The following is a 3,383-nucleotide window of genomic DNA, read 5'->3' as shown; positions in this document are numbered from 1 at the left end:
AACCCCGTACTGCCGGGCCAGAGCCTGAGCAAAATCCCGCGTCAGTGACAGCCGCTGCTCCGCCGACAGCTCGTGCGGGAGCGCAACCTCGATTTCGCGAGCGACCCGCGCATCCTTGCGTCTCTCCGCCAATTCCGCAGCATTCCACAACGCTGATCGGTCACGCGCCCATTCAGGACCGGCGTCATGCACAACGGCACCATTCGCTGCTACGGTGTCATTGGGGAGAATAATCTCTGCGTGCTCAACACCATGGCGCCGGCTAAAGTCATGCACCATCCCATCGCGCACATTCTCAAGACGATCGGCCGCGCGGTACGCAGAAGCCGCCACTGCACTACGACCAGAGCCGCGAGCTACAGGCTTCATGCTCATATGGTAGATCGCCATTCTGCACCAACCCTACCCCGCACTGAGTTGCGCAGCAACTCGTAAGTGCGCAGTTAAAGCTTCACTTCGTTTCGCTTTTCGTGATGCCTAGCATCATATTGGCGGGATATTTTATGCCAAACACTTTGATGGCTTCTACACTTTTATGCTCGATATGGATGGCCCGTTCAGACCCATAATGGAAGTTTCAGCAAGAACCGGCGATATTCCGATCGATGCAATCGATTTGTCCACGTTGCCAGGCGCAGACGATCTGCCAGAATGATGACAGTTGCTGGTGCACCAAACTGCCGACCGTTACGCCGCTGCCAACGGATGACGTAGCGCATTGCCTATGCCCGAATTGCCTACGGGAGATGCAGGACAAGGCACGCCAGAACGCCACTGCCGCCGATCACGACAGAACCGAGGAAACCCATGGCTCGCAAACCCATTGAACAGCAGATTGCCCAGCTTGAAGCTCGTGCCAAGACTCTCAAGGCACGGTTGGCAAAGCAGGATCGTGCCAGAGACACTCGCCGTAAAATCCTCATCGGCGCACTGGTGCTTGACCGTCTCGAACACAACGCCGATGCCGAATTCTCCGAACGCCTTGCCAACTGGCTCCGACGCGAGCTTCCAGGCTTCCTCACCCGTGAAGACGACAAGGCTCTCTTCGCCGATCTGCTGAACGGCAAAGCCGGCGCACCGGCAACAATTCCAGAACCCCGGAAGGCCGAGGCGTAATATCACTCAGTGGAGATCTCTTCTTGCTTCCGCCAATTCGTCACCCTCATCCGGGGGGATGTCGGTTTGGATTTCAGTGTTCCTGCCCATGGGAAGCCTCCCATGGATTGAGGAGGGTTACGCCGGTTGTGTGAAAGTCCGCGACGTTGCGGGTGACGATGGTCATGCCATGGGCCAACGCAGTTGCGGCAATGAGCGCATCCCGTTCGGCGTGAGGATCAGGGACATGCAAGGTCGCGCAGCGCCGGGCGACGGCTGTATCCACTGGGAAAATGCGCCCTTCGAACTCGGGCAACACCTGCTTTTCCAGCCAGGCGCGCAGCAAATGCCCTTGATCGGGGTCTTTCCGCTCGATTTGCAGGATACCGATCTCGATTTCGAGGATAGTGATGGCCGAGATGTAGAGGGTTTTGGCGTCTACGCTGTCGGCCCAGATGGCCACCTGTGGGTGCGCCTTACCCAGGCGCACCTTGCGGAGTTCGGAGACGACATTGGTATCGAGGATGAACATCAGGAGAAATCGACTGGGCGCAGGCCAATGCTGACGCGAGGTGGATCAAATTCGATATCGGCAAGGCCCGGCATGGCCAGAGCATCGGCAATGCTGCGGCGTTTGCCTGTGATGCGGCGATATTCCTCGATGCTGAGCAGGACGTGTGCGGGTTTGCCGCGGTCAGTGATGAAGACCGGACCTTCTGAAGCGGCTTTCTTGGCCCGGCTGGTGTCCTGATTGAACTCCCTGCTGGATATGGTGGTGATGGCCATGTGCGGCACTCCTGCTGTCGGCGTCAATCGGCAATAGTATAAACGTTAATACAAAAATCTTTCTTTTGTCAATGCCATTTTGCTTTTCTGGCTGCGGTGAGGGGTCAAGGAGCCGCCCGGAGGCCGCAGCGGAGCGCAGCCTGCAGGGCGAGCACCGAACGGGCGAGGACGGCAGGCGGAGCCGGTTCTTGACGCCTTGGAGCGGCCTGTAGCCTATCGGGTGGGGTGCAGGACAAGGGCAAAGCCCGCTGGGCGGCAACCCCTGCCCTTCGGCGAGAACGGGGTGCAGGGGCAGCGGCCTATGGAGCGAGCCGGCGGGGGCGTAGCCCCCAAGAGCCGGCGAAGACCTTTTGAAGTCCGTTCTGTGGTGGGTAATGGGCGGTAGTTATCCACATCCCGAGGCGTTTTAAGGGTTTTATATATTAGTTTTAAGGGTTTTAGGCTAAAAAAAAGGTGATTTTATTTTTTAAATCAATGCGTTACGAAAGCGTTCGGTCCTTAAAAGACGGGCTTTGGTCCTTAATGGACGGAGCTTCAGTCCTTAATAGACGGCCTCAGGTCCTTAAAAGACGGCGTATCCACAGGTCTGCGGCACCTACGGCGCATGCAGCCTATGTATGCACCCGACTCGGCTACCAGCTCAGCCCGAAGCCCGTCTTTTAAGGACCTGCTGTATCGGTGGAGGGCGTTGGGAAACTGCCTCGGAACCGCATAACAAGAATCGGGCCATCTTGGCCTGGTTCCTCCGCAAGATCGTATTCGGGCAGTTCGTTGGCCTTGATGAGTTCGCGTATGCCCGCACTGGATTTCTTGAAAGCATCTGGGCTCCCGCTGCGTTCATGGATCAATCGGAAGGACCACCGGGCCTCACCCTTACCGGCAGCCACACGGGCCAGGCGATAGACAAAGCGGCCGAGACCAGGCGTCATCAGGAAGTAGTTCGGGTGCATCGTCAGCACTTCGGGATGTTCAGCCTCGACGACAGCGGCATAGAGCCATTTCGGCAGCTCTATTTCCACGGACGTGACGCGGCCCGAATCCTCATGCGACACGGCCTTGTAATCGTTGATGAGGCCAGCACCTTCGGTCACCCGGAGCGGGCGTCCATCCTTACCCCGCTGCCGACGCACAATCTCCACGGTGGTTTGCTTGAGCCGCCGTAAGGCGGCTTCCACCGCTTCGTATTGCCGCCCTCCATCTGACTGGCGGCAGAATTTTAGGATTTCCGAGACGTGTGGCCGGAACGAACGGCCTGGCTTTTCGCCCAGACCAGCACGATAGCGGTTCATGGCTTCCGTGAGGTGAGAAACACCCATCAGCACGATGTCGTAATCCCATATGGAAGCCATACCATCAGGTCCGCTGGCCACACGCACATGACCGCCATCCGGCAGGTTATGTGTCATCACCGAGTTGGCGCGCGGGTACTTTTTCGATAGCCGGAACACGGCCACGTCCATGATGCCGCGATTGTCCTTGGCAGCCACGTCCCACACGCCCGG

Annotated in this window: 5 protein-coding genes; 1 reads left to right on the top strand and 4 read right to left on the bottom strand. The window is 58.1% G+C overall.

Annotated elements, in window-relative coordinates; translation table 11 throughout:
- A partial coding sequence (locus B7Z76_RS15690; RefSeq protein ID WP_291345152.1) for a MobA/MobL family protein occupies positions 1–390 on the bottom strand: 390 nt, incomplete at its 3' end.
- Positions 391–807: 417 nt separating this feature from the next.
- On the opposite strand from B7Z76_RS15690, the gene B7Z76_RS15685 reads away from it, so the two are divergent.
- Positions 808–1,116 carry a mobilization protein gene (locus B7Z76_RS15685; RefSeq protein ID WP_174501795.1) on the top strand — a complete coding sequence of 103 codons (309 nt, stop codon included), beginning with the start codon at positions 808–810 and terminating at the stop codon, positions 1,114–1,116.
- A 73-nt stretch (positions 1,117–1,189) separates the two neighbouring features.
- On the opposite strand, the gene B7Z76_RS15680 is transcribed toward B7Z76_RS15685, so the two are convergent.
- The 3 genes from B7Z76_RS15680 to B7Z76_RS15670 form a co-directional block, all read right to left on the bottom strand.
- Positions 1,190–1,627 (bottom strand): type II toxin-antitoxin system VapC family toxin, encoded by a 438-nt coding sequence (locus B7Z76_RS15680; protein WP_174501796.1) that lies wholly within the window; start codon positions 1,625–1,627, stop codon positions 1,190–1,192.
- Positions 1,627–1,881 (bottom strand): type II toxin-antitoxin system Phd/YefM family antitoxin, encoded by a 255-nt coding sequence (locus B7Z76_RS15675; RefSeq protein ID WP_174501797.1) that lies wholly within the window; start codon positions 1,879–1,881, stop codon positions 1,627–1,629. The genes B7Z76_RS15680 and B7Z76_RS15675 overlap by 1 nt, the downstream gene beginning before the upstream one ends.
- A gap of 659 nt (positions 1,882–2,540) precedes the next feature.
- Positions 2,541–3,383 (bottom strand): replication initiator protein A (locus B7Z76_RS15670; RefSeq protein ID WP_291345148.1); only part of this gene is annotated, 843 nt, incomplete at its 5' end.

It is taken from the genome of Acidiphilium sp. 20-67-58 (genome assembly GCF_002255515.1).
GTDB lineage: Bacteria > Pseudomonadota > Alphaproteobacteria > Acetobacterales > Acetobacteraceae > Acidiphilium.
The sequence above is the reverse complement of the archived record's forward strand: the minus strand, read 5'-3'. Positions and strand labels throughout refer to the sequence as shown.

Coding starts and splice junctions, on each gene's coding strand:
- B7Z76_RS15675 (WP_174501797.1), bottom strand. CDS start 1,881: ATGGCCATCACCACCATATCCAGCAGGGAGTTCAATCAGGACACCAGC.
- B7Z76_RS15680 (WP_174501796.1), bottom strand. CDS start 1,627: ATGTTCATCCTCGATACCAATGTCGTCTCCGAACTCCGCAAGGTGCGC.
- B7Z76_RS15685 (WP_174501795.1), top strand. CDS start 808: ATGGCTCGCAAACCCATTGAACAGCAGATTGCCCAGCTTGAAGCTCGT.